Raw genomic sequence first — 26442 nt, 5'->3', positions numbered from 1 at the left:
CTTGCCCAGCACGGCCCACCGCCGCCTGAGTCCTTTCCAAGCTCGCCATACAACCAGCGGTCAAGACCGCTGACCGCTCGCTGCGAGCAATTCCTTCAAGATCGTTGCCGGGTCGGCCCGCTGTTGCTTGCGGTAGTTGCCGACATGGCGAACGAACAGTGTCGCGCGCGTCACCAGGCTCTTGCCGAGCACTGGCTTGCGATCCAACTCTTCCTTGATTCGTTGAAACTGGGCCTGGATCACCGCATCGGTGTAGCGCGTGCCGGTGGCCAGGTTGTCGATGTAAATCGCCACCGCGCCGTCGAGGGCGCTGCGGCCATTGGTGATGGCCATGTCGAACAGCTGCGCGCTGGCCTCATCCTTATTGTCTTTGGCCTCTTGGCGGCTCTTCTGCAAGTTGGCCAGGCGGATGTTGTAATTGCTGATGGTCTCGGCCACCAACGCGGCCGACTGGATCAGGTTGCCCGCGGCCTCTTCGCGCTGCTGGGCGATCAATGAAACGTTGCGTTTGAGCTCTTCGTTGACCAGGCCGAGTTCGGCTTGCAGCTTGGGGTCGACACTGGCCGCAATGATGCTGTCCAGGCGCTTGGTCGGGTCCTGGGCGTCATCGATGGCGTCAGTCAGCGACGCCAGGCGGCCTTCTTTCTGCCACTGGGCGAACAGCTCCTTGTAGCGCGAGCGCGGCGCCGACAACGCACCGATCGCTACGCGAAAACCGGTGGTTTCGTTGCTTTGTTCGGTGCCGTCAGCGGCGAATAACGGGTACTCACGGCGCATGCCGGTAAACAGCGTGCCCTCGCCTTCCAGGTAGTTGCCGCCCTTGACCACAAAGCCCCCGTAGGTGCCCTGGCGGCGCCCGGCATGCACCAGCTGGAACGATTCCTGGACCATTTCCGCTGCGTTGCCGATCACGTCAAACAGGCCGATCGGGTTGGGCAATTTGGTGCCGATGGGCATCAAGCGCGCAGCCTGACCGGTGCCGCCGGCAACCTGGTTGAACACCGCGTAATCACCCAGCGGGCCGTCGCTCTCGCTGCCGTCGACGCGGCGCGGGAACAGTCGCCCTTCCAGTTCCTGACGGCTAACCGCCTGGCCACCGCGTGCGGCGTATTCCCATTCCACTTCGGTGGGCAGGCGCACAAAACCCAGGCCGCCGTCGTCGGCCGAAGAGCCGCGGCCGCTCACCGGCAGCAGCTCACGGTGGTATTTCATCAGCCAGGCGCTGTACACCGCCGAGAAACGTTCAGCTTCGAAACGCGATAGTTTTACCTTGGGCAAACGCGCGGCCATGCCGGTCGGCGCATCACAGGCTGGAGCTGGTTCGCCGCTGGCCAGCGACTGCGCCTGGGACATCACCTGCGCATACTGGCGGGCAGTCACTTCGTACTTGCCGATGAAATACAGCATCGGCTTGAGCGGAGTTTTGGCGTCGGTTTTCGGCATCAACGGCGCGATGACTTTGTTCCAGTCCTTGGGCAGATCCTTGAGCGTGAACTGGCCGTTGATAAAGTCGCGGCGGTAGCCGGAAATAAACGATTGCTGATAACCCGCCTCGCCTTCGGCAAAGGGGTAACCGAGGCTGATCTCGCGGTCATCCAGCGTGCCTTGGGCCAGCACGTAGGCGTAGCGGAACACCATGTTGCCTTCGCAGGGCAGCGGCAGGCTCACATCATCCGGCAACGGCTTGGGGTTATCCAGTTTGTCACTCGCTTCATCGGCCCAGGCCAACGAGGCCAGGCTCAGCGCCACACAGGCGCCCAGTAACTTATACATCTCTGATTCCTTCAGAAGCCTGGATCCGCGCCACTCGCCAACCGCCACAGGCCGCCGCCACGGCGCTGACGCCGAGGATTGCAACCAGGGCCAGGACGTAGTGACGCGCCAGCAGGTGACTGGCATATTCGCCCGCCCCTTGCACAAATAGTTTATTCAAAGCAGCCTCGGCCAGGCCATACAGCCCGGCGCTTAGCACGGCGGCAAACCCTGCGCTGTAGAGCGCCTGCAACACCACAAACAACAACAGTGCGCCGGTGGAAAACCCCAACAGGCGCAACACCGACAATTCCCGCCGCTTGCGCGCGACAGCCGCCAGCGCCCCGGCGAAGATCGCTGCAAACGCCCCGACCAAGGCCAGCCCGGCAATAATCCAGAACACCAACGACAGGTTGCGGCTCAACGACTGCACCTGGGCGATGGTCTGTGCCTGGGTCGACACCAACAGATTCTGCCCGGCGAAATACACCCGCAGCGGCTCCACATCAGTAAGGTTGCGTGCGTAAAGACGAAACGCCGGGTACACACGCTGCTCGTTCAACCCGACCTCATCCCCGTCCCAGCCCAACACCGGCACGGCACGGCCATCGCGGTAATCTTCCGCCGCTTCCAGCAAGCCCAAATCAGCAAACAAGCCGTCACGGGCGAAGGCTTCCAACGGCAACACCGCCAGCACCTGCAGGCGCGCGTTGCGGGCTTCGACACGCCCCGCCACTTGCCGCGCAAAGCGGGTTTCCAGCCAATCCCCAGGCCGCGCCGCAAGCTTTTCGGCTGCGGTGTGGCTCAGCACGATCTGGTCCAGGCCCTTGGGCATTGGCAAACCACTGAGCAACGGGTCACCCGCCGCCGTCGGCAGCATTTCCAACGCCAGCGTGCCCACCTGCGCGGTCGCCGCAATTTGTCGGGTACGCGGCACGGCAAAGGCCACATCGCTGCGCCGACCTAGCTGCTGGATAAATTCGCTGCTGAATCGACCACCGCCCAATGGGATAATTTCACGGGTGGCCGGATCGGTCTCCAAGCGTTCGGTCAAACTGCCAACCAGTCCAAATTTCAGGCCGAATAACACCAGCAGCGGCGCGATCACTGCCACCAGCGCCAGCACCGAACAGGCCGACAGCCAGGCGTCATTGCGGTAATCCTGCCAGGCCAGCGAGGCCACCAAGCCGATGCGCATCAGCACACCTCCCCGAGCGTGGCCGTGACGCCGCCATCAGGGTCGCGGCGGCAACCGATGCGCCGTACCTGCAAGCCGCTGGCGCGGGCCAGGGGTTCGTCATGGGTGGCGATCACGCAGGCGGCACGGTGTTCGCGGGCCTGGGCCAGCAACGCCTGCATCACGCGCTCGGCATTCAGTGGGTCCAGCGACGCGGTCGGCTCATCCGCGAGCACCAATTGCGGCGCATGGGCCAGGGCACGGGCGCAACTCACGCGCTGGCGTTGGCCCACCGACAGGTCCGCCGGTTTCTTCGCCAACTGGTCACTAATCTCCAGCTGCTCAGCCAGGCGCGCCACGCTGCCGTCATCCTTCAAACCCAGCAATTGCCGCGACAAGGCGATATTGCCGCGCACATCGAGAAAACCCAGCAGGCCGCCGGTTTGCAGCACGTAACCCAAGTGCTGGCTGCGCAGCGCAGCCAGGGTAGATTGCTGATCGGCACGCCATAGCCCGCCGATATCGGTGTTGTCGAATTCAAACCGGCCCGCCTGATCCGGCGCCAACACCAGCGCGAGCAAATCCAGCAAAGTGCTTTTGCCGCAGCCACTGGGCCCGATAATCGCCAACTGCTCACCGGCACGCAGCTGCAAGGCCGGAATCACCAGGCTGTAACGCTGGTTTCCCGTGCCCCGGCTTTTGTGCACCGCGCTCAAGTTCAGCATTACGGCAGCGTCGACAACGGTACGCGGTACAACGCATCGCCCGGCTCGGCATCGCCGAAACGGACCCAGTTGGCCACATCATTGTGAAAGGTTTCGTAGAGGCGGATTTTCGAATCCAGCTCGTCGATAAAGTCTTCCTGCTCGGCCACACTCAGCGACAACCACAAGTCCTGGGTCATGTTCAGCGACTTGCTGCGGTACGGCAGGCCTTCCAGGTATTCACCGAGCAGGCCACCATCAGCCAGGTTGCCGCCCTTGCGCAGGGCCTGCGGGTCACGGCTCATATAGGCTGAAGCGCTGGCAATTTCCTGGAAGAAATCCTTGGGCGAGGTCTGGGTTTTACGCGCGGCATCCACGATCAGTTTCAGCGATTGCTGCAGGTCGTTTAGCTGCAATTTTGTGAGCATCACGCACACCTGGAACGCCGGCAGCGCCGGATTGGTCAGGTCACGATCGGCGGTCCAGGCGCTGACCAGTTGCGGCGCCTGGCTGGCGGTTTTACGGCCGAGGAAGTCCATGTGCATGGCGTAGCCGACTGCTGCGGATTTATCCGCCAGGCTCGGCGCGCTACTCAGCAGCGGCACCGGTTGCGGTGTGTCGCTGCGGACCTGGTGCACCAGGTTGGCGAACACTGTGCCAATCTCATCAACCCGCTCGCCCAGCTTGTGTACATCACCCCCGGGCACCGGCGTGTAAAGGTCGCCGATCTGCGGGTTGGCGTCTGCGGTCAGCACGCGGTACTGGGTTTCGGCACCGGCGTGGGTTTTCTTGCCGGCATCGGTACGCAGGTGCAGGGCGTAAATCTTGATCTGCTTGCCGAGTGCTGCCTGGCGCACTTCGGCTTCGTTCATCTGGGTGGCGGTGAACGGGTCGTTCTTGCGCAGCGCGCCGGCATCGGTGACCAGCAAAATGATGCGCCCGCCGTAGCCAGACCAATCCATGCCATCGACCGCCTGCATCACCCCGGCAAACGCGTCCTCATTGAATGAGTGGCTGGACACCGTGGACGCTTTGACCTGGCGCGCCATATCGAGGAAGCGCTGCGGGTCGCGGCCCTGATCAAGGCTGATGAGCGTCTTGGCGACGTATTCCAAACCAGGGGTTTTCTTGATGCTGTTGCGAAAGCCCACCAGCCCGAAGCTCACGCTATCAAGCTCACCGCGCTCGGCAATGCGAGTTTGCAACTCATGCACCACATCGCGAACCTGGTCGATGTAAGGCTGCATCGAAACCGTCGTGTCGACCACCAACACCACGGCCGTGCGGAAAGCGTCTGCGGCGATTGCTTTGGTGGCCGGCTTGGCCGCCGCGCTGCCCGGGTCGATGGACGCCACATTGAGCAACTGCACCGGCTGGCCGTTTTCGTCGAAGCTCTCTTTGGAATCAAAAATCGGCAGCAGGTAAAACTGGTTTTGCGGCACAGCACTGGCTGTCGGCTCAAGCGCCAGCACCTGTTGATTGTCTTCGCGGTTCTTCTGCGCCTTGGCCAACACGTTTTTGGCGGCGGCGGGATCAGCCAACAGCTTTTCCACCTGCGCCGATTGGCGCAGGAACATCACCGGCGCCCGGCCCGAGCGCTCGGTAAACTTAAGCACCAGGCTTTGCTTCCAGTCGCTGACTTGAGCGGCGGGCAACCAACCATCGCTGCGCCCATCGGTTGCGGCGCCGACACGCACCCACGGGCTGCCGTCGATGTCTTTGCGCTGGTAAACATAGAGCACCGAAAACGCCGGCAGGGCTTCGTCTGCGGCACCACCGGCATCATGGGACAGCTTGGCGCCCGGCTTGCTGAGCACGCGCTGGAACAAGGTCTTTTTACCGGCCATCAGCAACGGCCGCTGGCCGCCATCCGCCTCGGCCACCACCGGCTTTACCTCCGGCGGTGGCGTGGTCTTGGGCACCACGGCGACAGGCGGTTTGGCAGGTTCATCGCTGCCGCTCAGCCACCAGTAACTGGCGCCACCAATGGCCAGTGCAACCGCCACAGCGACAGCGGCCAGGGCCAGCACCGGGCCACGGCGCTGCTCGGACACGGCGCGGTGTTGCGTGGGAGTTACCACCGGTTGACGCACCGGTTGCGGCTGGGGTTTGTCGGTCGGAATCTCGATGGACACTGGCGTCATTCCGGCCAAGTCAAAACTCAGCGGAATCGGTAACGGCCGCACCAGCGTGGCTTCCGGCGAATCCGCGGGCAGTTGGTCGAGCGCGCGCAGCAACGCCGCCGCATCCGGAAAACGCTCGGCCGGGTCTTTGGCCAGCAGCTTGCGCAGCACCTCCTGATAACGCCCGTGGTGCACCGGCAGTTCCGGCAGCGGCTCGGTCAGATGCGCCAGCGCAGTGGACAGCGCATCGGTGCCGCTGTACGGCAGCTTGCCGACGAGAATTTCGTAGAGCACCACGCCCAACGCATACAGGTCGGCGCGGCCATCAATTTCCTGGCCACGCGCCTGCTCCGGGCTCATATAGCTCGGCGTGCCCACGGCAAAACCGGCTTGGGTGAACTGGGTGCGATCGTCCAGGGACTTGGCGATGCCGAAGTCTGACAGCACGGCGGTACCGTCAGCGCGAAACAGAATGTTCGCTGGTTTGACGTCGCGGTGTACCAAACCCTGTGCATGCGCATAGCCCAACGCCGAAGCGATCTGGCGAATCAGCGTCACGCCCTGCTCCGGCGTCAGGCCGGCGGCGATACGCTCCTTTAGCGTGCCGTTGGGCAGGTATTCCATGGCCATGTAGTACAGCTCACCGACATTGCCGATGTCATGGATGGTCACCGTGTGCGGATGCGACAGGCGCGCCAGCGTCTTGCCCTCGCGCAGGAAGCGCTCGCAGAAGCTCGGGTCGGCCGCCAGCGCCGCCGCCATCACCTTCAAGGCCACCTTGCGCTCCAGCGAGCGCTGGGTCGCCAGGTACACGCTGGCCATGGCGCCTTCGCCGATCTCGCCTTCGATGTCGTAGCCAGGGATCACAATGTTCATGGCGAGACCTTCACGACAATGGCAGTGATATTATCCGGCGCGCCACGGTTGAGCCCCAGGTGCACCAGGCTGCGCACGATTTCGTCCGGCGCGTCGTGGCTCAGCACTTCACGTATTTCATGGTCTTCGACGGTCTTGTTCAGGCCATCGCTGCACAGCAGGTAGCTGTCGCCGGGGGAAATCAGCAGGTCAGTCACCGCCACGTCCAACTGCGCCTCCACGCCCACGGCGCGGGTGACGATATTGGCGCGAGGATGCACGCGCGCGTCGGCTTCGCTGAGCAGGCCGCTGTCTTGCAGGTCCTGCACGTAGCTGTGATCGCGGGAAATGCTGTCCAACTGCCCTTCGCGCAGGCGGTACAGGCGACTGTCGCCGGCCCATAAACACACGCCACGTAGGCCACGTGCGGCGAGCACCACCACGGTGCTGCCCATCATGCTCACGCCACGGTTGGCGGTTTCTTCACGCACCGTGGCGTTGATGCGGATCAGGTCATTGCGCAAGGCCGCCGAGTATTCATCGAGAGAGCGCCCCACCGGCACGTTGCGCAGACTGTCGACGATCAAGCTGCTGACGTAATCGCCGGCCGCATGCCCGCCCATGCCATCGGCTACCACCCACAGGCGGTTTTCCGGCAGGTCCAGGCACGCGTCTTCATTGACCTGGCGCACCATGCCCACATGGCTTTTGCTCGCGGATTTAAACGTCGCCCCCATCTACACCACACCTTCTTGTCCGAGCAAAAACTGCGCAAAATCGCCGGCAGCCGGCAAACCCTGGCACCGCAATAAACCTGGGGAAATACGTTGTGAGCCACGGCCCCACCACAGGCTGGCACCCTCACAAGCCTGCTCGGCCAGTGCGGTCATGCGGCTGTGGGGCACGGTGGCGGCGACCCGCTGCAGGCCCGCGAAGCGACTGTCTACCGCGCGCGGTTCACTGGCCGGGATGCCCAGGCTGTCAACGCCATCGTTAAAGCCTTCAAACGTAGCGCCAGTATCCAGGGTGCTGAGCAACAGCTCTTCAGCCTGCTCAAACCACGTATCCGGGCCACCCACCAATGACGCCGGGTTAGTGTCGTGATCAAGCAACGCCACCACGGCCAACGGGAAATAGCGCCCGACCCGATCAATACTTGGCATCACCACGCCTGCCGCCGCGTCCGGCCCGCATACGCCCGGCGCCAGCACAAAACGCCACAACGGGCTGACCAGATAGACGTTTAGCCAATCGCCACCCAGGCTGCTCTGGCTGGCGAGCAAACCTGCGGCCAGCCAGCTGTCCCACGGGCCGATAAAACTCTGGGGCAAGGCGCGGCTGACAAAGTCACCGCGGCTGGCCAACTTGCCGTAGAAGCCCAGCGTGTTCATAGCCGCTCCGGCAGGCTGAAGCCACTGAGTACGCGGCTCTTGAACGGGTTGAAGGCGCTGTTGGCGCGCAACTCGTAGGCGATGCTCGCGCCATCAACCCGCAAACGCAGGTTGAAGCGGTCCGGCGAATTGCCGGCGCTCAGGTCCGATTGCTCCAGCAGACGGAACCATGCCCATGGGCCGTCCAGGGTCACGCCGGAACGGCCACTGGCCGACGGCGGCGTGATCGAAATACGCACCACGCCGATACTGCCGGGGTTCGGCCATTGCATCGCTACCGGCCGGCTTGGGCCGTGGTCGTAGCTCAGTTGCTGGCCGTCGAGGTCGAGCAAGAACTGAGTGATGGTCGGGTCCATCGACACCGGCTTGAGCTCGAAACGCACGATCGGCTGGGTGCCCCCCGATCTAAAGAACGCGTCACGAATAGCCGCCGCACGCTGGAAGGTTTGCAGCACGCCCGGCGCGATCCCAAGCTTCTGCGCCGCGCCCGGCTGCCAGCGCCAGGTCTGTGCGGACGTATCCACGTAAGGCTGCAGGTATTTGCGGAAATAGTTATCCATCACCCCGCCCACGCCGAAGAACTGGCCGAAGTCATCGAGCGTGGCGTCCCGCGCGCTGCCCGGCGACATCGGATAACGCCCCGCCAGAGACTGGCGATACACGTTGACCACTTCACTCACCCACGCCGCATTCAGCTGGTTACGCACCCCGCCCATCATGCTGTTGGTGGTGGAGTTGACCACCGACTTGACCATGCCCTGCACCAGCGGCGGCTGGCGCTCGGCATTCAAGCTGACCCGCGTGGCCGCAGCGGCCGCCTGGTTCTTGGCCTCGCCAAGCAAGGCGTCGCCACTGGCGCCGACCATGGCGCTGACTTGCACATACAGCGCGTTCATGTCCGCCAACAGGCCGTCGATGGCCGCCGGTTCGCCTTCGTTTTTGCTGACGATGCTATTGAGTTCGGCAAAGTGCGCGGTCACCGGATCGTCCGCCGCTTGCGGTGCATTAGCGCTTGGTTGCTCCTGGCCGAGCAGGCTGCCGAGGCGTTCCTTGAGCTTGTCGACGCCGCCTTCCACCGGCACGCCTTTGGCGGCCAATTGGCGTTCTTCAGCTTGCAGATCGGTCTCTTTGGCCACGGCTACCAGCAGCTTTTTAAGCGGCGAAGTGGGGCCGGAAATCACCCGCAGCACATCGGCCGCCTGGGCCACGCTGGTGATCGGCACAAAGTCGATGTCCGCGAGCAAGGCGTCCCATTGGCGCTGGTAGTCCTGGAAGTACAGGCGGCGCACGTCGGCGGCCAGGCTCACCACGTTCTGCTGATCGGCTTGCTCACGGCCCAACACCCATTGTTCTTCCGCGAGCGTGCCAGTCTGGTTCAGGCTGCTGAGCAGGAACGCCTGGCGATAGCCTTTGGCAGTGAAGAACCCACTCAACGGTTCGCCCAATGGCTTGCCGCTTTTACGGCTGAACACCAACGCAGCATCGCGGCCGGCGGCTTCGTTGAGGCGAAAGTCGGGGATGCCCTCGGGCAGCTTCTGGCGCTTGACCCGGTCGTACACGCGTTGCGCCACCGGCAGCTGTTGCAGTTGGCGACGCAGGTCATCGATCAGGCGTGGGTCCAGCCGCGCATTCGGCGGGTGACGGTCGAACAGCGCCTGCAAGTGCCCGGTCAACGCCTGGCGCTGATCGGCCGGCAGGTCACGCGGCAGGTTGCGGTCCCAATCCAGGGCGACCCAGGCCTTGATGAAGTCCGGGTCGTAGTGCTCGTTATCGGCGAGCATCAGGTAGGCCTTGAGGCCCTCGTAGAGGAAGTCGGAATTGCCGCCGCCATGCAGTTGCTCTTCGATGCGCGTCACTAGTCGCGGCGCGAACACGGCGATCAAGAGCTTGCGATAGACACTGGCGGATTCGGCTTCAAGCATATCGCCCTGATACAGGCCCAGGCCTTCGGACCAGCTCGGCGAATCGCCCGCGAGGTTCTTCACCGCGTTGAGCAGCGGCAACACTGCCAGCACTTCACGCTGCGCCGGGCTGAGGTTTTGTACGGTCTGGCCCAGCGGCGCAACCTTCTGGTCAACCTGGGCGATATACGCCTGGTTGGCACGATAACTCACCCACCAGAGGCCACTGACCACCACCACAAGGGCGATGGTAGCGGCCAGCACACCGCGTGCAATCCACTTGCGGCGGCGCTCGACTTTCGGGTTCACGCCCACCAACCCACGCTCGGCAAACGCCACGGCGGTGAACAACTTTTCGATGAAATAACTGCGCCCGGTGCCGCTCTGTCGTGCCAGGTGCTGGCGGTCCAGATTCATGCTCTGGGCCATGGCGCCGATCAAGCGATCAATCGGGCTGCCTTCCTGAGTGCCGCTGGTGAAATAGACTCCGCGCAGCAACACGCGCTCTTCGAAGGCGTTGGGTTTGAACACGCCTTCGAGGAAACTTTGCAGGCAATCTTTCAACGCGCCGAACTGCTGCGGGAAGCCGTAGATCAGGTCACGCCGCGCCGGGTCACGCTCCTGTTGCAGGCGCTCCACCAGCCGTTCATTCAGGCGCTGCTCAAGACCCGCAAACTCGCTTTGCAGATGGGCCAGCGGGCTGTCGCTGTTTTTGCCGTCGTCCAGGGCGAAGGTCATGCCCCACACCTGGGCGCGGTCTTCCTTGCTCAGGTTGTCGAAGAACTCCATGAAACCCGGCACCAGGTCGAGCTTGGTCAGCATCAGGTAGATCGGGAAACGCACGCCCAATTGGGTGTACAGCTCCTGGATCCGCAGGCGAATCGCCGCCGCATGGGCGGCGCGTTCGGCCTCCGTACCGAGCAGCAGATCCGAGAGGCTGATGGCGATAAACGCGCCATCAATGGGCCGACGTGAACGCTGCTTTTTCAACAGATCGAGAAAGCCCAGCCACGCGGCTTTATCCACTGTGGAGTTGCTGTCCTGGGTGGTGTAGCGGCCAGCGGTATCGAGCAAAACGGCCTGGTCGGTAAACCACCAATCACAATTGCGCGTACCGCCAACGCCGCGCACAGCACCGGCGCCCAACTGCGCAGCGAGTGGAAAGTGCAGGCCGGAATTGACCAGCGCGGTGGTCTTGCCCGAACCCGGCGGCCCGATGATCACGTACCACGGCAGCTCATAGAGATTGCGGCGCTCATCACCGCCGAGCTTGGCCTTTTTCAGCAATGCCAGGGCTTCGTCCATGCGCTGGCGCAAGGTCGACAACTCTTCGGCCGTGGCGACACTGTTGGGGTCGGCCGGGGTTTCGGCGGCGAGGCTGCGCATCACTTCGGCGGCCTGGCGGCGCGCCTGGATAATGCGCACTACGCGGTAGGCGATCCACAGCGCAAACACCAAGATAATCAACACCCAGCGCCGCCCTTCCGGCACCAGCACATCGAGCAACGGCCCCACAAACCAGATGATCAGGCTCAGGGCAATCAGGCCCAGCACGGGGATCACCCAGCGAATCATGAAACTGAAAAACGCCTTCACTCGACGCCCTCCGCCAATACGGTGATTTCAACCCGACGATTGCGGGCACGGCCTTCGGCGGTGGCGTTGGTCGCCACCGGCTCGGTGTCGCTGCGGCCTTCAGCGCTGAAGCGATCCGCCTGGCCGGTCTTGGCCGCCAGGATGTCCAGCACCGACTTGGCCCGCGCTTCGGACAATGCCCAGTTGGACGGGAAGCGCAGCGTGGCAATCGGGCGGTTATCGCTGTGCCCGGTCACGCGGACCTGGCCCTTGACCTTGCGGATGGCGTCAGCGATGCGCAGCATCAGTGGCTCGAAGTCATCGCGGATGCTGGAGCTGGCAGACGCGAACAGTTCATCGCCGCGAATCGTCACCACGGAGCGGTCGACCTTGTCTTCCACCGCCACGCGGCCCGCCTTGATGTCTTCCACGAGAAAGCCGGCCAGACGCGGCCGCTCAATGACTTTGGGCTGCGCCACCGGGCGGTCGATGGCCTGCACCGGAATCTCGCCCAGGGCATGGATATTCTTGAATACCGGCTCCGCATCCGACGCCAGTTTCATGCGCAAGCCAAACAGCAACGCCAGCAGCAGCGCCAGGCCGATGGCCACAGCGATCCACGGCGGCATGAATTGCGCGAGGCGATCACGTGCCACCGTCACGCCGCGCCAATGCGGCGAGAGTTCGCGTTCGTGCTCACCACGCGCACTGCGAATCGCTGCGGCGGTGCGTTCACGCAAGGCTTCCAGCTGGCTGCGACCGTCATTCATCACGCGGTAGCGGCCTTCAAAACCCAGGCACATGCACAGGTACAGCAGCTCCAGCAGGTACAGGCGCTCACGCGGGCTTTGCAGGCAATGGTCGAGCAACTGGAAGACTTTTTCGCCGCCCCAGGCTTCGTTGTGCACGGTGATCAACAAGCTCTGCTTGCCCCAGTCACTGGCACTGCCCCACGGCGTGCTGAGCACGGCTTCATCGAGCGCCGTACACAGCGCGTAACGCGCCAGCAGCACTTCGTTGCGCGCCACACCGGCGGCTTCGGCGCGCTCTTCGAACTGGCGCAGGTAGGCCAGCAACTGCGCACGCAAACTGGCCGGCGCCGGATGGGCGATGGTGTTGCGCAGGCGCGTCAACAGCGCCAACAGCGGCCCGGCGGCGCTTTCCAACGGGTTCAGGCCCTGGCTTTTGCCGGTGAGGATCGGCGCGGCCGGCATCGACAAAGGCGCCGGTTCGGCACGTGCAGGTTCCGGTGCACGACCACCTGGGCGAGGCATGAACTGGGTGCGGTCATCATCATTGGGATGCATCGCCAATTATCCTCGGATCGCCCAGAAGGCCAGGTTCAAGCCCGGGAACTGCCCGGCGATATGGAAGGCAAAGCCGCCGGAGTTGTTCAGTTGCTGCCAGTGCTCGCTGCCACGGTCCAGCTCGTAATAGGTGCTGCCTGCGTGGTACGGGATCTGGCGTGGCGCAACCGGCAACGGCAGCAGGCCGATACCTGGCAATTGCAGGTTGACCATGTCGCGGATGTGCTCCACCGAGCCGACTTTGCTCTGCTGGCCGAAGCGGGCGCGCAGGGTTTCGCCGGGCACGTCGGCGCGTACCACGAGGATGAAACTGGCGCTGTCGAGCAGGGTTTTGTCGGCGAGCATGGCCACGTGGATGCCATAGGCTTTTTCCACAATCGGGATCGGCGTGGCTTTGCTGTCGATCAGCATCGACAAGGCTTCACGCAACGCTGCCATCACCGGGGCGAAGCTCAGGGCCAGGTCATCATGTTGGTATTGCGGGTATTCCTGCGGGCGCCGGCCCGTGGTGGAAAACGTGGCGAACTCACCCGCCAGGCTCACCAGCTCGCTGAAAAACCGCTCAGGGTGCAGCGGGCTTAACTGGCTCAGATGCTGGATCAGCGGCTGCGCCCGGTTGACCAATTGCAGCAGCATGAAGTCGGCAATTTCCGAAGCACCACCCGCGCCCGAGGCGACCACGCGGCCCGCCAGGGCTTCGCCGCGCTGGTGCAACAGGCCGAGCAGTTCGCTGCGAAAGGCCGTCAGTGGTTTGCTCGCGGCCACGTCCAGCACCGGTGGGATGTAAGTATCGTCCAGCACCAGTGCACGGTCGGCACGCTTTTCCTTGATGCGCACCAGGCCGATGGCGGCGTAGTCACTGATGCCATCCTGCGCGGTCAACAGGCGCAGCGCTCGGGAACCCACAGCCACTGGCGCGCGGTTTTCAAACGGCGCGTTATCGTCGCGCACTTCGCGCACCTGGCTGACGTACCGTGCCGCTTCCAGCGCTTCGCCTTCATCCACCGTGTCTCGCGCACCGGCGCGCTTGAGCGGCAAGGCCAGGTACACCAGGCCGTCGCGCAGGTTGTCGTCGATATTCAGCGGGCTCGGCGCCAGATCATCCTGGGGAATATTGAACGGCGTGCCGTCGGGCAACAGGCCACGCGCCGACACGATCGCCAGCTTGCCCTGGGCCAGCAGGCCCTGATCAATAAGCAACTCGGAAAAGCCCCAGGCACCGGCGGACAACGGTCGGCTGCGCGCGTCGATGAGGTTTTCCAGGTAACGGTCATGCTGCTGGAAGTGCTGCGTTCCGATGAACATGCCTTCCGACCAGACCACGCGATTGTTCCAGGACATGGGGGCTCCGAGGGTTTTATTGGGCAGGGCTGGATGGGGGAACCACGACGTCGGCGCGTACGGCGCGCACATCGAGGCTGATCTGATATTCGGTGTATTGGCGCGCCGGAACCGTGAGCACCGTGCGCCATTGCGCGCGGTCCAGCTCGCGATAGCCCACCAACAAGCCGATCTGGCGTGTGGAAGGGTCAAGGTCGCGCTGGATGCTCAGTTGCTGGCCGGGTTGGATCATCACTTCATCCTGGTCCAGCAGGTCCAGGCCAAGGGTGGATTGCGCGCGATCGGCCAAGGCGAAGTAGTCGGAGCGACTGAAGGTGGCGGCGTTTTTCAGTTCGAAAATGCGCACCCGCACCGGAGCAGCCTGGCCGTTGGCGCCGGGGTTTAGCCCGGCAATGGCGTGAAAGTGCAGCTCGACGGCGGCAGTGCCCGCTTCGGCTTCAGCGGCAACCTCGGGTTTGACCGCGTCCTTGGCACACGCCGTCAGCAACAGCGCGGTGGCGGCTGCGAGTAAAAACCTGGGAATCATCCTGCGTCCTCAATGACGTACTTAGCTATCCGTTTTATCCATTATTGCGGCGCGTTTTAGCGTCGCTGTCGTGCGCTGTGTTCTTCGTATGCTCGGCTGAATTCGCGACCGAACAGGTCCTGGAAATCTTCCTGGGCCTCACGGGAAATATTGCTGTAGAGCTCGGTGAACTGCTGCCAGTACTGCGCCTGGCGCGAGCCGTTGAACAGACTCGACAGCCCGGCGGGCTTGCCCATGCGCTCTTCCAGCTGTGCCGGTTCAAAACGCGTGAGCAGGTGTTTGATCGCCGCTTCCACACCGGCCATTACTGCCAGTTGGTGAGCGCGCAGGTCGTCGAAACTCTCGCGCACGGCGACGTCCGGCGCCATAAACGCTTGGTTGCCATGACGAAGCAGCAGCAGCAAGGCTTCGTCAGCATTCGGCGCAAATTTCAACGGATTGTTTTCAGCCGGCTGGATCATCGTCTGCTGCATGCGGAACTCGCCCTTGAGGCTCGCGCGGGCACGCAACACGTCGATCAGGCCTTCGACCATAAGGCGGTAGCTGCGGCCGATGCTTTCCATTTGTGCTTCGGCTTGAGCCTTGTCGAGGCGCAATTGGTCCAGCCCGGCGCCGCGCAGGAAGGCTTGCAGCAAGTCGGGCTGTTGGGTGATGGCCGGGGCGGTTGGCTGGACGACCGGCGCTGCTGGCGGTTCAGGTGGTGCAACCGGTTGTGGCGCTGCAACAACGGGCGCGGGCGTGTCGCCGAACAAATCCCAGTCTTCAGGAATAACCGAGCCCGACACCACGGGTTGCTCGACCACAGGCACCGCGACCGGCGTTGGCGGACGAAAATCGTGCTGCTCGCTGGGTACGTGGTCCGCCACGGTTGGCGGCGGCACGGTAGTCGGGGTGAGGAAGTCGAACAGGTCCGGCAGCGTGTCCATCGACGAGGCGCCCTGGAACTGCGGCGCGATCACAGGTGAAGGTGCAGGCTTGTTCGCCACCGCGCCCATCAGCGCTTCAAAACTGTTCGGCGAATCGCCGCTGAACGGCTGGCTATCAAGCGCCTGCACATTGAAGTCGATACGTGCCTGGATCTCGTAATCGCCGATGCGGATCAACTCGCCATCCTGCAACGGCTCGCTGTTCCCTCTGCGCATTCGGATGCCGGCCTTAACCAGCTCCACGCCGTTCGTACTGTTATCGGTTAGGTAGTAACGGCCATCTTTGTATTGAATAACGCAATGTTGCGAGGAGACTAACCGCTCTGGGTCAGGCAGTACCCAGTCATTGTCGGAATTGCGGCCAATAGCCATCACGCCCTGATCCATGGACTTTTCAGGGCATTGCCCAGGGGTAATCTTGTGATAACTAGTGATAGTCAAACACAGCGACATCTTGCCTCCTTGCTGATACATCGCGCGCGGCCTATTCCAAGGGAGGGCGCTTCCCGCAAGCGCCCTGCCAAGTCGTGCAAACGACCGTAAAATCTGCTTTTGTCAGCATGATTGCTGATCTTAACCGGCTTCTGTGACAAAAACCCTGTCCTGGGCCGCCGTCAGACCCGTCAGTCGCGCAGTGTGTTAAACACCGCACATCTGTCACAGAGGGCGAGTAGCTTACCTTGACAACGCGTAACTACTACACCAAAAATGCACAACTTCTTGAACATAAGTGATGGCGCAATAGTGGCGCACTGAATATATGACCAAGAAAACATGCAAAGTTCATTGCGTAACTTATGCATGCATTGCCCGCCGTCTAACGGGCTGATAAGGAGATCGAATCAAGTGGATGTGCCGTTGCTGCTCGCCGCCGTTTCCGCGACTTCGCCCTGTGGTGAAGACATGGAATATGACGCGCAATTCCTTCAATTGGAACGTGACGCCAAGGGCCAACCCGAGCGCAGCATGGGCGACTCGATCCTGCCCGCCGAACCCCCGCAGTGGCGTAGCATCCAGCAGCAAAGCCTCGACTTGTTGCAACGCAGCAAAGACCTGCGCATCACCCATTTCCTGTTGCAAAGCTCCCTCGCCCTCCAGGGTGTGGCCGGGCTTGCCGAAGTCCTTACGCTGATCAACGCGCTGCTGCGCGAATACTGGGCCGACCTGTACCCGCGCCTGGATGCCGACGACGATAACGACCCCACCGTACGCATCAACGCCCTGTCCGGCTTGACCAGCGACGCAACCATACGCTTGCTGCGCGAGAGCATCCTCACGCGCTCGCGCACGTTTGGGCCAGTGAGCCTGCGCGCGGCGCTCAACGCCAGCGGCCTGTCGAACTTCCCGGATGAACAACTCGGCGCCCAGCAACTCAACGCCGCGTTCCTCGACAGCGACCCCGAGCAGCTGCAAGCCACGCGCGACGCCCTGAGCGCCGCGCGTGCCGCCTGCGAGGCCATCGAACAACAAGTCAGCGACCAGGTCGGCTCGGCCCAGGGCGTGGACCTGAGCCTGCTGAAGCAACCGCTCAAGCAGGCGCTGCAGATCCTCAATCAAGCCGTACCCGACCCTGCAGGCAGCAGCGAACCCGAGGCTGTCAGTGAAGACAATGCCCCCTCGGTCGATTTCGCCGCCGCCCCCGCAGCACCGCGCCCAACGGGCGACATCGCCACCCGCGATGACGTGCTGCGCAGCCTCGACAAGATCCTTGCGTACTACACCCGGCACGAGCCTTCGAGCCCGCTGCCGGTGCTGTTGAACCGGGCGAAGCATCTGGTGCACGCCGACTTTGCGGCCATCGTGCGCAATCTGATCCCCGACGGCATGTCCCAATTTGAAAACCTGCGCGGCCCGGAAAGCGAATAAGCCGCCGGACTGTGCAGTAACAACACCGTCGCTCAAGCGACCAGGAGCAGCAACGTGGCGAAGCAAAGTTCTCAGAAATTCATCGCGCGCAACCGTGCGCCTCGAGTGCAGATCGAGTACGACGTCGAGCTTTACGGCGCCGAGAAAAAGGTCCAGTTGCCCTTCGTGATGGGCGTGATGGCCGACCTCGCCGGCAAGCCTGCCGAGCCGCTGGCGCCTGTGGCTGATCGCAAGTTCCTTGAGGTAGACGTCGACAACTTCGACTCGCGCCTCAAGGCCATGCAGCCACGCGTAGCCTTCCACGTACCGAATGAGCTGACCGGCGAAGGCAACCTGAGCCTGGACATCACCTTCGAAAGCATGGACGACTTCAGCCCGGCCGCTGTGGCCCGCAAAGTCGATTCGCTCAAGCAACTGCTCGAAGCCCGCACCCAGTTGGCCAACCTGCTGACCTACATGGACGGCAAGACCGGCGCTGAAGAAATCATCATGAAGGCGATCAAGGACCCGGCACTGCTTCAGGCACTTGCCAGCGCGCCTAAGCCAGCAGGGGACCAGTAATCATGACCGACAATACCGCCCGCGAAGGCAGCCAGATCCTGGGTGCTACCGAAGAAGCCAGCGAGTTCGCCAACCTGCTGCTGCAAGAATTCAAACCCAAGACCGAGCGTGCCCGCGAAGCCGTGGAAACCGCTGTGCGCACCCTGGCCGAACAAGCCCTGGCGCAGACGGACCTGGTCTCCAATGACGCGATCAAGTCGATCGAATCGATCATCGCCGCCATCGACGCCAAGCTCACCGCCCAGGTCAACCAGATCATCCACCACCCGGATTTCCAGCAGCTGGAAAGCGCCTGGCGTGGCCTGCACTACCTGGTCAACAACACCGAGAGCGACGAGCAACTGAAGATTCGCGTGCTCAATATCGCCAAACCTGAACTGCACAAGACCCTGAAGAAATTCAAGGGCACGGCGTGGGACCAGAGCCCGATCTTCAAGAAGATGTACGAAGAAGAATACGGCCAGTTCGGCGGCGAACCGTACGGTTGCCTGGTGGGCGATTACTACTTCGACCAGTCTCCACCGGACGTCGAGTTGCTGGGTGAGTTGTCGAAGGTCTGCGCCGCCATGCACGCGCCATTCATTGCCGCTGCTTCGCCCACCGTGATGGGCATGGGTTCGTGGCAGGAACTGTCGAACCCGCGCGACCTGACCAAGATTTTCACCACCCCGGAATACGCTGGCTGGCGCTCGCTGCGTGAATCGGAAGACTCGCGCTACATCGGCCTGACCATGCCGCGCTTCCTGGCGCGCCTGCCGTATGGCGCCAAGACCGACCCGGTGGAAGCCTTCGCCTTCGAAGAAAACACCGACGGCGCCGACAGCTCCAAGTACACCTGGGCCAACGCCGCCTACGCGATGGCGGTGAACATCAACCGCTCGTTCAAACACTACGGCTGGTGCTCGCGCATCCGTGGCGTGGAATCCGGCGGTGAAGTGGAAAACCTCCCGGCCCATACGTTCCCTACCGATGACGGTGGCGTGGACATGAAGTGCCCGACCGAAATCGCCATCAGCGACCGCCGTGAAGCGGAGCTGGCGAAGAACGGTTTCATGCCGCTGCTGCACAAGAAAAACACCGACTTCGCCGCGTTCATCGGCGCCCAGTCGTTGCAGAAACCGGCCGAATACGACGACCCGGACGCCACCGCCAACGCCAACCTGGCCGCGCGCCTGCCGTACCTGTTCGCCACCTGCCGCTTCGCCCACTACTTGAAGTGCATCGTGCGCGACAAGATCGGTTCCTTCAAAGAGAAGGACGAGATGCAGCGTTGGTTGCAGGACTGGATCCTCAACTACGTCGACGGCGACCCTGCGCACTCCACCGAAACCACCAAGGCCCAGCACCCGTTGGCCGCCGCCGAGGTGATCGTGGAAGACGTCGAAGGCAACCCGGGTTACTACAACTCCAAGTTCTACCTGCGCCCGCACTACCAGCTCGAAGGGCTGACCGTGTCGTTGCGCCTGGTATCGAAACTGCCTTCGGCAAAAAGCGCATAACTAACGGTTGAACCGGCTCTTCTGTGGGAGCCGGGCTTGCCCGCGATGCAGGCACCTCGGTTTGTCAGTCAGACCGCGGTGATGCAATCGCAGGCAAGCCAGCTCCCACAGAACAGCATTGCCCCTTTGGGCATCACCAAATTCAGTGGCCCGTGCCACACAGGGAGAAAACATGGCTGTTGATATTTTCATCAAGATCGGCGACATCAAGGGCGAGTCCATGGACAAGGCCCACAAGGACGAAATCGACGTGCTGAACTGGAGCTGGGGCATGGCCCAGTCCGGCAACATGCATGTGGGCGGCGGTGGCGGCGCGGGCAAGGTGAATATCCAGGACCTGTCGCTGACCAAGTACGTCGACAAGGCTTCGCCCAACCTGATGATGCACTGCGCCAGCGGCAAGCACATCGACAAGGTCAAGCTGACCGTGCGCAAGGCCGGCGGCGAAAGCCAGGTCGAGTACATGGTGATCAACCTGGAAGAAGTGCTGGTCACGTCCCTGAGCACCGGCGGCTCGGGCACCGATGATCGCCTGACCGAAAACGTCACCCTGAACTTTGCCCAGGTGATGGTCGACTACCAGCCGCAGAAAGCCGACGGCACCAAAGACGGCGGCGCGATCAAGTTTGGCTGGAACATCCGTTCCAACACCAAGCGCTGATAGCCCTGGCGGCCGCAGCACCTCGCTGCGGCCCCTGGCACCTTGTCCCTCTCTTAGCCCGTCCGTGGAGCTGCTTTGGTGGTAACTGAAATCGCTTCCCGCGACCGTCTGCAACCGTCCCTGCTGGACCGGCTGACCGACGATGACCCGACCAACCTCAAGGAAAGCGCCGACAAACGCGTGCTGTCCCTGACCCAATTAAAAGCCTCGGTGCTGCGTGACCTGGCGTGGTTGCTTAACACCACGTCGCTCCTCGACGCCGATGCCACGTTGCACACCCCGGCTGGCACATCGGTGGTCAATTACGGCCTGCCTGCGCTGGCCGGCAACAGCGTTTCCAGTGTGGATATCAAAGCCCTGGAAGCCTTGATCTACCAGGCGATTGCCACTTTTGAACCACGTATTTTGCGCCACACGCTGCGCGTAAAAGCCCGCGTGGGCCATGGCGAGATGAACCACAACGCATTGAGTTTCGAGATCGAAGGCGACCTGTGGGCGCAGCCGGTGCCGTTGCGCCTGCTGCTGCAAACCGACCTCGATCTGGAATCCGGGCATGTGCGTGTGGTCAATGCCGACCAGCGGAGGCGCCCATGAACCCGCGCCTGCTGGAGCTGTACAACCAGGAACTGCACCACGTGCGCGAAAGCGCCGCCGAGTTCGCCAAGGAATACCCGAAGATCGCCAGTCGGCTGACGTTGTCCGGCATGGACTGCGCCGACCCGTACGTCGAACGCTTGCTCGAAGGCTTTGCCTACCTGACTGCCCGGGTGCAGCTCAAGCTCGACGCCGAGTACCCGACCTTCACCCATAACCTGCTGGAAATCGCCTACCCGCACTACCTCGCGCCCACGCCGTCGATGACCGTGGTGCAAATGCAGACCGACCCCGACGAAGGCTCGCTGGCCAGTGGTTTCCTATTGCCGCGCGACACAGTGTTGCGCGCCGCCTTGGGCCGCGAAACCCAGACCTGCTGCGAGTACCGCACCGCGCACCCGGTGACGCTGTGGCCGTTGCAAGTCAGTAATGCTGAGTACTTCGGCAACCCCGCCGCTGTGCTGGGACGCCTGGCCGCCAGCGAGCCCAAAGCCAAAGCCGGCCTGCGCCTGACTCTGCGCACCGGCGCCGAATTACCCTTCAACAGCCTCGACCTCGATAACCTGCCGCTGTACCTCAGCGGTGCCGATGAGCAGCCGTTTCGGCTCTACGAACAGTTACTCGGCAACGCCTGCGCCGTGTTTGCTCGCAAACCCGGTGGTGATTGGGTCGAGCGCCTGCCGCAAGACGCGCTGCGCTCCCGTGGTTTTGACGATGCCGATGCGGCCATGCCGGTGGTGGCGCGCGCGTTTCAGGGTTATCGGCTACTGCAGGAATACTTCGCCCTGCCCCACCGCTTCCTGTTCGTTGAATTCGCGCAGCTGAGCCGTGCGGTGAAACGCTGCGACGGCCAGGAGTTGGAGCTGATCGTGCTGTTCGACCGTCACGAGCCGAGCCTGGAAGGCAGCGTCGGCGCGGCGCAGTTCATGCCGTTCTGCACGCCGGCGATCAACTTGTTTCCCAAACGCGTGGACCGCATTCACCTGTCGGACCGTGTCAACGAACACCATGTCATCGCCGACCGCACGCGGCCGATGGATTTCGAAATTCACTCGTTGAGCGGCATCACCGGCCATGGCACTGGGCCGGAGCAGCCGTTCCTGCCGTTCTATGCGGTGCGTGATCCATCGCGTTATGGCCGCGACCAGGCGTACTACACCCTGCGCCGTGAACCTCGCGTGTTGTCCAGCGACCAACGCCGTAACGGCCCGCGCTCTACCTATGTGGGCAGCGAAACCTTTGTCAGCCTGGTCGACAGCCAGCAAGCGCCGTACCGCCATGATTTGCGCCAGCTCGGCGTGACCGCGCTGTGTACCAACCGCGATTTGCCGCTGTTCATGAGCGTGGGCAACGGCAAGACCGACTTCACCTTGGCCGACAGCGCGCCGGTGTTGTCGGTGCGCTGCGTGGCCGGGCCGAGTCGTCCGCGTGCCAGCCATGCCCATGACGCCAAGGCTTGGCGCCTGATCAGCCAGCTGTCGCTCAACTACCTGTCGCTGAGCGAGCAGGGCCAGGGCGCCGGCGCCTTGCGCGAACTGTTGCGCTTGTATGGCGACAGCAACGACGCGGCGCTGCAATTACAGATCGAAGGTTTACGTGAGGTCAGCAGCAAAGCGGTGACCCGGCGCCTGCCGATGCCCGGCCCGATCGTGTTTGGGCGCGGTCTGGAAATCACCCTGGAATTCGATGAAAACGCGTTTCGCGGCACCGGCGTGTTTCTGCTCGGTGCGGTGCTGGAACGCTTCCTGGCACGTTATGTGTCGATCAACAGCTTTACCGAGACGGTGATCCGTACCACCGAACGCGGCGAGATCATGCGATGGAAAGCCAAGCCCGGTCGACGTCCGACCCTGTGAACACACTGGATGCGATGCATCAGGAGCCCTGGGAATACGATTTCTTCCAGGCGCTGCGACGTATCGAGTGCGAATCGCCAGCGCTGCCGCGCCTGGGCCATTCCCTGCGCCTGGCCGATGACCCGCTGCGCCTGGGGCAGCAGGCGGACTGCACCTTCGCACCGGCCACATTGGCCTCGGTCGACCCTGGCGGCGATGGCAAACCAGCGCGGCTGGAGCAATTCTTTTTCGGCCTCGGCGGCCCCAACGGCCCGTTGCCGCTGCATATCACCGAGTACGTGCGCGAACGCCAGCGCAACAACGCCGACAGCACCAGCAAACAGTTTTTGGATGTGTTCCACCATCGCCTGCTCAGCCTGTTTTACCGGGCCTGGGCCGAGGCGCGACCGACCGTCAGCCACGACCGCCCGGATGATGACTACTGGTCCGCGCGCCTCGCAGCGCTGTGTGGTCGAGGCATGCCGAGCCTGCTGAATCAGGGGTTGATTCCGGATACCGCGAAGCTGCACTACAGCGGTCACCTGTCGGCGCAAACCCGCTACCCGGACGGCTTGAAGGCCATTCTCAGCGAGTACTTCGGCCTGCCGGTAGAGATTGAAGAATACGTCGGCCAGTGGCTGGAACTGCCAGAGCGCAGCCGCGTGAGTGTCAGCGCCAACCAGTTGGGCGTGGACTTTTGCCTGGGCAGCCATGTGTGGGATCGCCAGCATAAATTCCGCATCCGCCTCGGCCCGCTCAAGCTGGACGATTACATGGGCATGCTGCCCGGCAGCCAGCCGTTCAACGAGCTGGTGGCGTGGGTGGCCGAGTACCTGGGTCATGAACTGGACTGGGACTTGAACCTGGTTTTGCAACAACCCGAAGTCCCAAAGCTGCAACTTAATGGCCACTTCCGCCTGGGCTTCAACACTTGGCTCGGCCAACCCGAGCATGACGCCAACGACCTAATCCTGGCCCGGCATTACGCCGATCACGCCACTACCTCAAGGAATCCAGAGCATGGGTGAAATCAGTCGCGCCGCACTGTTCGGCAAACTCAACAGCGTGGCCTATAAGGCCATCGAAGCCGCCACCGTGTTCTGCAAACTGCGGGGCAACCCGTATGTGGAACTGGCCCACTGGTTTCACCAGTTGCTGCAACTGCAGGACTCGGACCTGCACCGCATCATCCGCCAGTTCAACGTGGAGCCGGCGCGCCTGGCCCGTGACCTGACCGAAGCGCTGGACCGCTTACCGCGTGGTTCGACGTCGATCACCGACTTGTCGTCGCATGTGGAAGAAGCGGTAGAGCGCGGCTGGGTCTATGGCAGCCTGATGTTCGGCGAAAGCCAGGTGCGTACCGGCTACCTGGTGCTGGGTATCCTGAAGACGCCGAGCCTGCGCCATGCGCTGCTGGGCTTGTCCGCCGAGTTCGACAAGATCAAACCCGAAGCCTTGAGCGAGCGTTTTGACGAATACGTCGGCGACTCACCGGAGAATGCGTTGAGCGCCAGCGATGGCTTCAACGCCGGCGTACCTGGCGAAGCCAGCGGTGCCATGGCGCCGAGTGCGATGGGCAAGCAGGAAGCGCTCAAGCGCTTCACCGTCGACCTGACCGAACAAGCGCGCAGTGGCAAACTCGACCCGATCGTGGGGCGTGATGAAGAGATCCGCCAACTGGTGGACATCCTGATGCGTCGACGTCAGAACAATCCGATCCTCACTGGCGAAGCCGGCGTGGGCAAGACCGCTGTAGTCGAAGGGTTCGCCCTGCGCATCGTCGCCGGTGACGTGCCGCCTGCGCTCAAGGATGTGGAACTGCGCAGCCTCGACGTGGGCCTGCTGCAAGCCGGTGCCAGCATGAAGGGCGAGTTCGAACAGCGCCTGCGCCAGGTCATCGAAGACGTGCAGGCTTCGCCCAAGCCGATCATTCTGTTTATCGACGAAGCCCACACCCTGGTAGGTGCCGGTGGCGCCGCCGGGACTGGCGACGCCGCCAACTTGCTCAAGCCTGCGCTGGCCCGTGGCACCTTGCGTACCGTGGCCGCCACGACCTGGGCCGAGTACAAAAAACACATCGAGAAAGACCCGGCCCTGACCCGCCGCTTCCAGGTGGTACAGGTTGCCGAGCCGTCGGAAGACAAAGCGCTGCTGATGATGCGCGGCGTGGCCTCGACCATGGAAAAACACCATCAGGTGCAGATCCTTGATGAAGCCCTGGAAGCCTCGGTGAAGTTGTCCCACCGCTACATCCCCGCACGTCAGTTGCCAGACAAGTCCGTCAGCTTGCTGGACACTGCCTGCGCACGCGTCGCCATCAGCTTGCACGCCGTACCAGCCGAAGTGGACGACAGCCGCCGTCGCATCGAAGCGCTGGAAACCGAGCTGCAAATCATCGCCCGCGAGCATGCCATCGGTATCGCCATTGGTGCGCGCCAAACCAATAGCGAAACCTTGCTGAGCGCCGAACGTGAGCGCCTGGCGACTCTGGAAAGCCGCTGGGCCGAAGAAAAAACCCTGGTTGATGAGCTATTGGCAACTCGCGCGACCTTGCGCGAAAAAGCTGGCGTGGTAGACAGCGGCAACGATGAGTTGCGCGCCCAACTGCTCGACCTGCAACAACGCCTCACTGCGCTGCAAGGCGAAACCCCGCTGATCTTGCCGACCGTGGATTACCAGGCCGTGGCCTCGGTGGTCGCCGACTGGACCGGCATCCCGGTGGGCCGCATGGCGCGCAACGAGTTGGAGACAGTGCTCAACCTCGACCAGCACCTGAAGAAACGCATCATCGGCCAGGACCATGCCTTGCAGATGATCGCCAAGCGCATCCAGACCTCCCGCGCCGGGCTCGATAACCCAAGCAAGCCGATTGGCGTGTTCATGCTCGCCGGCACCTCGGGTGTGGGCAAGACCGAAACCGCCCTGGCCCTGGCCGAAGCCATGTACGGCGGTGAGCAGAACGTCATCACCATCAACATGAGCGAGTTCCAGGAAGCCCACACCGTGTCCACACTCAAGGGCGCGCCACCGGGTTATATCGGCTACGGCGAAGGCGGCGTGCTAACCGAAGCGGTGCGGCGCAAACCCTACAGCGTGGTGCTGCTGGACGAGGTGGAAAAAGCCCACCCGGACGTGCACGAGATCTTCTTCCAGGTGTTCGACAAGGGCGTGATGGAGGACGGCGAAGGCCGGGTGATCGACTTCAAGAACACCCTGATCCTGCTGACCACCAACGCCGGTACCGAGCTGATTTCCCACGTGTGCAAAGACCCGGCGAACATCCCGGAGCCGGAAGAAATCGCCAAGGCGCTGCGCCAACCGCTGCTGGAGATTTTTCCGCCGGCACTGCTGGGCCGTTTGGTGACGATTCCGTATTACCCGCTGAGCGACGAAATGCTCAAGGCGATTACCCGCCTGCAACTGGGCCGCATCAAAAAGCGCGTGGAGAACACCCACAAAGTCGCCTTCGATTACGACGACGCTGTGGTCGATTTGATCGTCTCGCGCTGCACCGAAACCGAAAGTGGCGGGCGCATGATCGACACCATTCTCACCAACAGCCTGCTGCCGGACATGAGCCGTGAGTTTCTTACGCGCATGCTCGAAGGCAAGGCACTGGCGGGTGTGCGTATCAGCAGCCGGGATAATGAATTGCACTACGACTTCAGCGATTGACCTGACGAAACGCAATTCAACTGTGGGAGTGGGCTTGTGTGGGAGCTGGCTTGCCTGCGATAGCATCACCTCAGTGCGCCTGCCACACCGAGGTGCCTGCATCGCGGGCAAGCCCGGCGCCCACACAAGCCCGCTCCCACAGTTGGATTCGGTTTCTTCAGTTATTTAGGTAT

General features: G+C 62.7%; 19 protein-coding genes. 8 read left to right on the top strand and 11 right to left on the bottom strand.

Annotated elements, in window-relative coordinates:
* Positions 1 to 60 precede the first annotated feature (60 nt).
* The 11 genes from HBO23_RS04420 to tagH are packed head-to-tail and all read right to left on the bottom strand — an operon-like array spanning position 61 to position 16031.
* Positions 61 to 1773, bottom strand: a complete 1713-nt coding sequence (locus tag HBO23_RS04420) for an SUMF1/EgtB/PvdO family nonheme iron enzyme (RefSeq protein WP_170036699.1) — start codon at positions 1771 to 1773, stop codon at positions 61 to 63.
* Positions 1766 to 2950 (bottom strand): ABC transporter permease, encoded by a 1185-nt coding sequence (locus HBO23_RS04415; protein ID WP_017135834.1) that lies wholly within the window; start codon positions 2948 to 2950, stop codon positions 1766 to 1768. Before HBO23_RS04415 ends, HBO23_RS04420 begins: the two co-directional genes overlap by 8 nt.
* Positions 2950 to 3654, bottom strand: a complete 705-nt coding sequence (locus HBO23_RS04410; protein ID WP_017135833.1) for an ABC transporter ATP-binding protein — start codon at positions 3652 to 3654, stop codon at positions 2950 to 2952. The genes HBO23_RS04415 and HBO23_RS04410 overlap by 1 nt, the downstream gene beginning before the upstream one ends.
* Positions 3654 to 6632, bottom strand: a complete 2979-nt coding sequence (locus HBO23_RS04405; protein ID WP_170036689.1) for a serine/threonine-protein kinase — start codon at positions 6630 to 6632, stop codon at positions 3654 to 3656. Before HBO23_RS04405 ends, HBO23_RS04410 begins: the two co-directional genes overlap by 1 nt.
* Positions 6629 to 7348: a protein phosphatase 2C domain-containing protein gene (locus HBO23_RS04400; protein WP_170036687.1), complete on the bottom strand. Its 720-nt coding sequence runs from the start codon at positions 7346 to 7348 to the stop codon at positions 6629 to 6631. The genes HBO23_RS04405 and HBO23_RS04400 overlap by 4 nt, the downstream gene beginning before the upstream one ends.
* Positions 7349 to 8002 carry a type VI secretion system-associated protein TagF gene (gene tagF / locus HBO23_RS04395; RefSeq protein WP_017135830.1) on the bottom strand — a complete coding sequence of 218 codons (654 nt, stop codon included), beginning with the start codon at positions 8000 to 8002 and terminating at the stop codon, positions 7349 to 7351.
* Entirely contained in the window at positions 7999 to 11499 is a 3501-nt protein-coding gene (gene tssM, locus HBO23_RS04390) for a type VI secretion system membrane subunit TssM (RefSeq protein ID WP_138450367.1), read from the bottom strand. The genes tagF and tssM overlap by 4 nt, the downstream gene beginning before the upstream one ends.
* The gene (locus tag HBO23_RS04385; protein WP_017135828.1) at positions 11496 to 12785 is read right to left on the bottom strand and encodes a DotU family type VI secretion system protein; all 1290 of its coding nucleotides are present in this window, start codon (positions 12783 to 12785) and stop codon (positions 11496 to 11498) included. Before HBO23_RS04385 ends, tssM begins: the two co-directional genes overlap by 4 nt.
* Positions 12786 to 12791: 6 nt before the next feature.
* The gene (tssK, locus tag HBO23_RS04380; RefSeq protein ID WP_138450366.1) at positions 12792 to 14126 is read right to left on the bottom strand and encodes a type VI secretion system baseplate subunit TssK; all 1335 of its coding nucleotides are present in this window, start codon (positions 14124 to 14126) and stop codon (positions 12792 to 12794) included.
* 16 nt (positions 14127 to 14142) lie between these two features.
* Positions 14143 to 14652 (bottom strand): type VI secretion system lipoprotein TssJ, encoded by a 510-nt coding sequence (gene tssJ / locus HBO23_RS04375; RefSeq protein ID WP_099550251.1) that lies wholly within the window; start codon positions 14650 to 14652, stop codon positions 14143 to 14145.
* Between the two features lie 56 nt (positions 14653 to 14708).
* On the bottom strand, positions 14709 to 16031 hold the full coding sequence (tagH, locus tag HBO23_RS04370) for a type VI secretion system-associated FHA domain protein TagH (protein ID WP_170036684.1): 1323 nt from the start codon (positions 16029 to 16031) through the stop codon (positions 14709 to 14711).
* 393 nt (positions 16032 to 16424) lie between these two features.
* On the opposite strand from tagH, the gene tssA reads away from it, so the two are divergent.
* The 8 genes from tssA to tssH all read left to right on the top strand — a co-directional run bounded on the left by tssA (position 16425) and on the right by tssH (position 26269).
* The gene (tssA, locus tag HBO23_RS04365) at positions 16425 to 17444 is read left to right on the top strand and encodes a type VI secretion system protein TssA (protein ID WP_017135824.1); all 1020 of its coding nucleotides are present in this window, start codon (positions 16425 to 16427) and stop codon (positions 17442 to 17444) included.
* 54 nt (positions 17445 to 17498) lie between these two features.
* The gene (gene tssB / locus HBO23_RS04360) at positions 17499 to 18005 is read left to right on the top strand and encodes a type VI secretion system contractile sheath small subunit (RefSeq protein ID WP_017135823.1); all 507 of its coding nucleotides are present in this window, start codon (positions 17499 to 17501) and stop codon (positions 18003 to 18005) included.
* Positions 18006 to 18007: 2 nt separating this feature from the next.
* On the top strand, positions 18008 to 19504 hold the full coding sequence (gene tssC, locus HBO23_RS04355; RefSeq protein ID WP_017135822.1) for a type VI secretion system contractile sheath large subunit: 1497 nt from the start codon (positions 18008 to 18010) through the stop codon (positions 19502 to 19504).
* Positions 19505 to 19676: 172 nt separating this feature from the next.
* A complete protein-coding gene (locus HBO23_RS04350; RefSeq protein WP_005792512.1) occupies positions 19677 to 20165 on the top strand; it encodes a type VI secretion system tube protein Hcp in 489 nt (162 codons plus the stop codon).
* A 78-nt stretch (positions 20166 to 20243) separates the two neighbouring features.
* Positions 20244 to 20759: a type VI secretion system baseplate subunit TssE gene (gene tssE / locus HBO23_RS04345; RefSeq protein WP_026013585.1), complete on the top strand. Its 516-nt coding sequence runs from the start codon at positions 20244 to 20246 to the stop codon at positions 20757 to 20759.
* Complete coding sequence (tssF, locus tag HBO23_RS04340) at positions 20756 to 22615, top strand: type VI secretion system baseplate subunit TssF (protein ID WP_099550248.1); 1860 nt, start codon at positions 20756 to 20758, stop codon at positions 22613 to 22615. Before tssE ends, tssF begins: the two co-directional genes overlap by 4 nt.
* Positions 22579 to 23622: a type VI secretion system baseplate subunit TssG gene (gene tssG / locus HBO23_RS04335; RefSeq protein WP_099550247.1), complete on the top strand. Its 1044-nt coding sequence runs from the start codon at positions 22579 to 22581 to the stop codon at positions 23620 to 23622. Before tssF ends, tssG begins: the two co-directional genes overlap by 37 nt.
* A complete protein-coding gene (gene tssH, locus HBO23_RS04330; protein WP_169988091.1) occupies positions 23615 to 26269 on the top strand; it encodes a type VI secretion system ATPase TssH in 2655 nt (884 codons plus the stop codon). The genes tssG and tssH overlap by 8 nt, the downstream gene beginning before the upstream one ends.
* Positions 26270 to 26442 lie beyond the last annotated feature (173 nt).

Origin of the sequence: Pseudomonas sp. WS 5532 (assembly GCF_012985445.1) — a bacterium.
Taxonomy (GTDB): Bacteria; Pseudomonadota; Gammaproteobacteria; order Pseudomonadales; family Pseudomonadaceae; genus Aquipseudomonas; species Aquipseudomonas edaphica.
This window is presented reverse-complemented; position numbering and strand designations above follow the sequence as displayed.

Bases quoted from the DNA above. Each gene is read 5' to 3' on its own strand.
- HBO23_RS04420 (WP_170036699.1), bottom strand. From the start codon at position 1,773: ATGTATAAGTTACTGGGCGCCTGTGTGGCGCTGAGCCTGGCCTCGTTG.
- HBO23_RS04415 (WP_017135834.1), bottom strand. From the start codon at position 2,950: ATGCGCATCGGCTTGGTGGCCTCGCTGGCCTGGCAGGATTACCGCAAT.
- HBO23_RS04410 (WP_017135833.1), bottom strand. From the start codon at position 3,654: ATGCTGAACTTGAGCGCGGTGCACAAAAGCCGGGGCACGGGAAACCAG.
- HBO23_RS04405 (WP_170036689.1), bottom strand. From the start codon at position 6,632: ATGAACATTGTGATCCCTGGCTACGACATCGAAGGCGAGATCGGCGAA.
- HBO23_RS04400 (WP_170036687.1), bottom strand. From the start codon at position 7,348: ATGGGGGCGACGTTTAAATCCGCGAGCAAAAGCCATGTGGGCATGGTG.
- tagF (WP_017135830.1), bottom strand. From the start codon at position 8,002: ATGAACACGCTGGGCTTCTACGGCAAGTTGGCCAGCCGCGGTGACTTT.
- HBO23_RS04385 (WP_017135828.1), bottom strand. From the start codon at position 12,785: ATGCATCCCAATGATGATGACCGCACCCAGTTCATGCCTCGCCCAGGT.
- tssK (WP_138450366.1), bottom strand. From the start codon at position 14,126: ATGTCCTGGAACAATCGCGTGGTCTGGTCGGAAGGCATGTTCATCGGA.
- tssJ (WP_099550251.1), bottom strand. From the start codon at position 14,652: ATGATTCCCAGGTTTTTACTCGCAGCCGCCACCGCGCTGTTGCTGACG.
- tagH (WP_170036684.1), bottom strand. From the start codon at position 16,031: ATGTCGCTGTGTTTGACTATCACTAGTTATCACAAGATTACCCCTGGG.
- tssC (WP_017135822.1), top strand. From the start codon at position 18,008: ATGACCGACAATACCGCCCGCGAAGGCAGCCAGATCCTGGGTGCTACC.
- HBO23_RS04350 (WP_005792512.1), top strand. From the start codon at position 19,677: ATGGCTGTTGATATTTTCATCAAGATCGGCGACATCAAGGGCGAGTCC.
- tssF (WP_099550248.1), top strand. From the start codon at position 20,756: ATGAACCCGCGCCTGCTGGAGCTGTACAACCAGGAACTGCACCACGTG.
- tssG (WP_099550247.1), top strand. From the start codon at position 22,579: ATGGAAAGCCAAGCCCGGTCGACGTCCGACCCTGTGAACACACTGGAT.
- tssH (WP_169988091.1), top strand. From the start codon at position 23,615: ATGGGTGAAATCAGTCGCGCCGCACTGTTCGGCAAACTCAACAGCGTG.